At 48.4% G+C, this 6,123-nt stretch carries 6 protein-coding genes; all 6 read right to left on the reverse strand.

Going from position 1 to position 6,123, the window contains the following annotated elements; translation table 11 throughout:
• Window positions 1–82: 82 nt before the first annotated feature.
• Window positions 83–1,399: a DEAD/DEAH box helicase gene (locus GM556_RS05170; RefSeq protein ID WP_155573392.1), complete on the reverse strand. Its 1,317-nt coding sequence runs from the start codon at window positions 1,397–1,399 to the stop codon at window positions 83–85.
• A 164-nt stretch (window positions 1,400–1,563) separates the two neighbouring features.
• A complete protein-coding gene (metW, locus tag GM556_RS05175; RefSeq protein ID WP_155573393.1) occupies window positions 1,564–2,169 on the reverse strand; it encodes a methionine biosynthesis protein MetW in 606 nt (201 codons plus the stop codon).
• Complete coding sequence (locus tag GM556_RS05180) at window positions 2,159–3,319, reverse strand: homoserine O-acetyltransferase (RefSeq protein ID WP_266137491.1); 1,161 nt, start codon at window positions 3,317–3,319, stop codon at window positions 2,159–2,161. The genes metW and GM556_RS05180 overlap by 11 nt, the downstream gene beginning before the upstream one ends.
• A 105-nt stretch (window positions 3,320–3,424) precedes the next feature.
• A complete protein-coding gene (locus GM556_RS05185) occupies window positions 3,425–3,883 on the reverse strand; it encodes a hypothetical protein (protein WP_155579457.1) in 459 nt (152 codons plus the stop codon).
• 379 nt (window positions 3,884–4,262) lie between these two features.
• On the reverse strand, window positions 4,263–4,862 hold the full coding sequence (locus GM556_RS05190; RefSeq protein ID WP_155579458.1) for an invasion associated locus B family protein: 600 nt from the start codon (window positions 4,860–4,862) through the stop codon (window positions 4,263–4,265).
• A 695-nt stretch (window positions 4,863–5,557) separates the two neighbouring features.
• Window positions 5,558–5,779 carry a hypothetical protein gene (locus tag GM556_RS05195; protein ID WP_155579459.1) on the reverse strand — a complete coding sequence of 74 codons (222 nt, stop codon included), beginning with the start codon at window positions 5,777–5,779 and terminating at the stop codon, window positions 5,558–5,560.
• Between the last annotated feature and the right edge of the window lie 344 nt (window positions 5,780–6,123).

Below are 6,123 nucleotides of genomic sequence, written 5' to 3' on the forward strand. Positions count from 1 at the left end.
TAACGTAGGGTGCACCCCCATAGCAAAACAGCCCCGCATAAAACGGGGCTGCCACGCATAACACACATAACCACAAAGCTTTTTAGGACGACCGCCGCCCGCGTGAACGCCCTGCCCCACCACGACCAGAGGAGGATGGACGGGTAGACGCCGCCCGTGGGCTGCGACCACGGCCCCCACCGGATGGGCCACCACGGCCACGACCACCGCGCCCACGGCCTCCCCCTAAAACAGGCGGCGGCAATGTGGAGTTCTGCGCGTCATCAGAATGGTAAGGATGGTCCGTAATCACAGGCACAGCCTTGCTGATGCGCTTCTCAATCTCTTTTAACCATGCACGCTGCTCTGCCTCACAAAGGGATACAGCCCAACCCTCACGACCGGCACGCGCTGTACGGCCAATGCGATGGACGTAAGCCTCTGGCACATTCGGCAAATCGTAATTAAAGACGTGAGAAACCTCATCCACATCAATACCGCGCGCGGCAATATCTGTGGCGACTAACACGCGGACACTCCCATCCCGAAAGCCTTGCATGGCACGCTCACGTGCCCCTTGGGACTTATTGCCATGAATCGCCGCTGCGGGAATCCCATGCTTACTGAGATATTCTGCCACTTTATTGGCTTCATGCTTCATCAGCGTAAAGACAACAGCCCGCACGACACGGTCATTATTGACCAACATCATCAAAGCTTCTTTCTTTTGAGCTGAATCGACAAATAGAACCGCCTGACGAATACGATCCACCGTGCTGGATTCCGGCGTGACTTGCACCGTCTCGGGCTCATGCAGCAAAGAATGCGCTAAGTCACGAATAGAGGCTGGCATAGTCGCGGAGAAAAGGAGCGTCTGTCGTTTTTCTGGCAAGCGCGCTACAACCTTACGAATATCATGCACAAAGCCCATATCCAACATACGGTCTGCTTCATCCAGCACGACAATCTCCGGTGTGGAGAGGTCGATATGGCCTTGCCCTACAAGGTCCAACAAACGCCCCGGGGCAGCGATGAGGACATCTACGCCGCGTTTCATCGCTTCGACCTGACGATTCTGCCCAACACCACCAAAAATCACAGCGTAAGAGAACTTCATATGCCGCGCATAGGCCGCAAAATTATCGCCTATCTGCGCCACTAGCTCCCGCGTAGGGGCCAGCACCAACACACGCGCCCCGCGCGGGGTCGCTTTGCGAGGCGTCTCCAATAAATAATGCAAAATCGGCAAAGCAAATGCTGCCGTTTTGCCCGTCCCCGTCTGCGCAAGACCCAAAAGGTCCTTCCCCTTTAACAGATGAGGGATCGCCCCTGCTTGGATTGGCGTTGGCGTCTTATAGCCCTCCTCATCCAAGGCTTGCAAAATGGGGGCCGCCAAGCCGAGCGCGCGAAAACTGCTCATGATGTTTCCTCAAAAAACCGGCGTTATTCCAGCATCCATCTGGCAACACCACATAAAACGAACGCCTAAAACACTTCTTTAAAGAAGGCTTATCTCGTCTCTTTCTAAATAGGACTGTTTTTGTCTTATAACAAGAGAAAAATCACATCCCGCTCTATCAATCCTTATCGCGCCTGTTTTTGCAGTAAAAACAACGCTTGCTCCCCGAACATATTCGCCAAATGGGGCGATTGCTCGGCCAAGCGCGACCGCTTATCCCCATTCACAACCATCCAATTCCGCACCACATAACCGTCCTCAGCACATAAAGCGAAGAAGTCATAAATCGTACAAGGATGAATGTTAGATGTCTCATACCATGGGGTTGGCCAAACCGATGTCATAGGCATACGCCCTGTACGCATTAAATGCCAGCGTAAACGCCAATGCCCAAAATTGGGGAAGGAGACCAAAGCCGCTCGCCCAATCCGCAACATATGGTGCAAAACCTCACGCGGACGCTCCACCGCTTGGAGGGTGCGCTGTAGGACAACATAGTCAAATGTATCTTCTGGATAATCCGCCAAAACTTCATCAGCATCCCCGTGCATAACGGGCAAACCATGCGCAACAGATTGGGTCACGGCCTTCATATCCAGCTCCAAGCCTTGGGCGTCACAGCCTTTTTGGCGGGAGAGATAATCAATCAAACTGCCATCCCCGCTCCCAATATCCAGCACCCGACTCTGCGGTGCGACCATAGTCGCAATCAATTCTTGATCAAACCGCATGATCATCCCTCCCCGCTGGTAAGCCCGCATGACGCGCCGCGCCGTTTAAAAAACCGCGCACTGTGCGATCAAAATCCGGCTCTTCTAACAGAAAGGCATCATGGCCACGGTCGCTCTCAATCTCAACAAAAGAGACATGTCCCCCTGCCTGATTAATCGCCCGCGTCAGCATTCTTGATTGTGCCGTGGGAAACAGCCAATCCGAGCTGAAGGACACAACACAAAAACGCGTCCGCACCTGCTGAAAAGCTGCCGCTAGATTACCCCCATGCTCGCTGCCGAGATCGAAGAAGTCCATCGCACGAGAAATTGTCAGATAAGAATGTGCATCAAACCGCCGTGTGAAATTAGATCCTTGATATTGCAGATAACTTTCGACCTGAAACATCCCCCCAAAAGGTAACGCTGCTAAAGGCGAATTGGGGGCGGGCATCGTTCCCGGCCGTATCTCCCTCCCAAACTTCCGCGTTAGAGCTTCTTCTGAGAGATAAGTAATATGCCCCACCATACGCGCTACAGCCAAACCGCGCGCTGGGATAACATCATGGGCTTGATAATCCCCCCCATGCCAATCAGGGTCACTATAAATCGCCTGCCGACTGACCTCATTAAACGCAATATTCTGCGCCGATTGAAAGGGAGAGGTCGCAATCGGCATAGCTGCAAAAACACGCTCAGCGTAATCTGTAGCCCATGTGAGGGTTTGCATCCCCCCCATCGATCCTCCAATAACGGCAAATAATTGCTCAATGCCGAAGTGATCAATCACCTTCACCTGAGCCGCCACAATGTCGTGCATTGTGATGGGAGGAAAATCCTTCCCCCATGGCTTACCCGTCCCCGCCCGCATAGTCGTGGGGCCGGTCGTCCCCATGCAGCCCCCTAAGACATTGGCACAGATGACAAAAAAACGCTCTGTATCAATCGGCAAGCCGGGGCCAACCATACGCGACCACCAGCCCGGCTTCCCCGTAACAGGGTGCGGGCTGGCGACAAACTGGTCTCCCGTAAAAGCATGGCAAATGACAATCGCATTATCCCGCTTTGGCGAGAGTGTACCATAAGTCTGATAGGCCACCTCCAGCGGAGCGATGACCTCCCCACATTGGAGAGACATCCCTTCTGGGAAGATGATGGACTGAACTTCCACTTTAGGCTCCAGCCGTTTGTGACAAAGAACCCGTATAGAAACACCGCCATCAATTTGGATTCAAGACAGAATGAACAATCTTATCCAATTTCAGGAGGATATTTATTATTCAGCGGCTTCCATCATCGCTGGATAATTATCTTGCGCCAGGGCTGGCATTGGCATTTTTGTCATGCTTTCCTCCGCCCTCTCCCGCGTAGGCAACCAATATCCATACGCCGCTAAAGCCTGACCAAGATGCATCAACGCCTCCCCTAATGACGTATGAAGAACCTGCTCCTCCGGTGCATTTTGCATCGCTGCAAGGAGGTCAAGCAGATGAGACTCCGTTGCAGAATATTCCAAAGCGGCTGTGGCGCAAACAGCATGGAGGAACAAGGACTGAAACCGCTCCTGCAAACGCTCCGCCTCTTGTCCTACCAGCCCTGCTAAAGACTTAGAACGCCGCCAGCACCGCGGTCCTAATAAATAACGCAACGCCCATAAGGCTGTTTGCTCCTCCCGCACCAATGTGGCCATGGGCATAGCATAAGTACCATGCTGTTCTGCGATTTGGACGGTCATGGGGCCTCTCCCTCTTTGCGACTTGCTTCAAGAGTGACGTTAGATGAGAACTCTTATCACTTGCAACAAGAAGATAACACTTTACCCCTTACTCTCCCCAGAGGCAGGCTAAAAAAGTGAGAAAATAGCCAATTATGGGAGTTATTAAAGTTTTTTATAAGAGCGCGAATCAGATGAATGAGACACCATATCATGTGATAAATGAGAAAAATTACTACTATATATAGTCCTATTTTAAGGCTCCCATCGCCTTTATCAGCTTGGCAGCCCCCAGATTCTAACCAACAATGAAAGGGCCCGAATCAAATTGCCCCTGTCCAAAATGTCGGAACAGGGGCAACCAAACCTCTATAAGAGAAGAACCTTCCCTTGAGTTATTTTACTGATGGAAAGGCGACTTTTGAATCCAACTATCTAGTTGATGCAAAGCAGCATTAGAGCCATCAAGCGCAAAATTGATGGTCAGCGTACCGCCTCCAACTTTGTCTGCTATGATGTGGCCTGTCTTCCCCACCCTTAACCGCGTAACCTGGTCTGCTGATAAATCAAGTGAAGCCATGCAGCCCGCCGTAGCGCAAGATTGCCACGACAATTTGATAGGAGGATTGTCGTCCAAAACAACACGTACATCCGTCTTTAAAGAAAGAGTAAGCGGCACCATAGCCGTCAACCGCCACGGACGGCGTGTAAGTGGCGTTGTGGTAACATTCTCCGTTGCGCGCGCTAAAATAACCGCACCCAATGCCTCGGTTTTTCCCTTATCACCCTGCACTGTTAAGGCCTGCTGGGCTAAACATACTTGAGGACCTTGTGAAAGATTATCCGCAGGAAACACACAACGATACGTCCATGCTGCCGCTGAGCCAGAAATAACAACCGGCGTCGCCTGTGTCCCATCAGCCGCCCAAGAAGAAGCAGAAGACGCTATCGCCCCTGTTGCGACACAAAACGCTAGGAACATTCCTCGTTTGATATTCATTACCCTCTCCCCGCGAAACTACGAATTTGCACTCGCTTACATATGAGTGACATAATGACTTACTAAAGGATTAAAATCAAAACTGAAAGAACATAAAATCAAAAAAATCTCATTTTTCATTTCATCCCAATATAGATTAATATAAATATTTTGAAGTCTATAATTTATATTATTATGTATAGATATATTTAATTTTTTAATATTGGATTTTCTCCAAACAAATATGAATATTCCACAAAATAAACACCCAAATTAATATCAATTTAAAAATAATTAACTAAAGAATAATAAAATCTATCTTCATTTTTTACAACACAAAAACATCTCTTTCATTATCTAAATCTTAACTCCCCAAAACTTCCTTTCACCGTGGAAATATATTCACCAAGAATCTTCCTTGCCTTGACACCATTCTGTCACAGGATCAACACAGTCATTGCATTGGTTAAGTTAGTCGATTTTTACAATGAAGTAGGTATCTCTTTCACAAAGAGATATTTTATCCGCTCCTAACACGTTAAATATAATCTGATTAAAATTACTATTCCAATAATCATTAAAAATGTATAGTAAGTCAATTCGTAAGATACTCGATAATATATCAAAAATAATTATAGTCTACTTATAAGTACATTCATTTGATAAACACTTATAAAGAAAGTCAACTGACTAACGTATCAAGGCAGACAACCCTTTTAAATACTTCCCTGCATCATTAGGCTTTGCTGCATTACGCAGAATTGCGGCCCCGCTGCCGGATTAGTCGGGGGAAATAGACAACGATACCCCCATTCTCCTGCGGTACCGGACATCACCATCGGAGAGGTCTTCGCCCCATCACTAGCCGCCGCTGTCGCTACCGCACCAACAGGTGCTGCATAAGTAGGGAGCGCATTAAAAGCTAACCCCCATACCATGCTTCCTAAAAACAAGAGAAAAAAGCTACAGTGAGATTTTTTCATCTCGATTTTCACCGCATTCTGATACATCCGTTATCCCACTTAATGCTTGATGCAAATTTGAGAAACATCACCTACCAGAAAAGTTAATTAAATAATAATTAAAATGCACTTTGATGTAACTATTCCCAGCAAAGTGATTAGCGGCATGGTACCAATGTCGGTTTAGTTTTTTGGGATAAGCTTATCACAGAGGCAAGGGTATGTTTTAGTGGTGTGTGGGTTTAGGGATTTATCTGGGATTTGTGTATGGTATTTATTGGATGCGGGGGTAGGATTTGAACCTACGACCTTCAGGTTAT

The organism is Bombella sp. ESL0378 (genome assembly GCF_009725845.1).
In the GTDB taxonomy this organism is placed as follows: domain Bacteria; phylum Pseudomonadota; class Alphaproteobacteria; order Acetobacterales; family Acetobacteraceae; genus Bombella; species Bombella pollinis.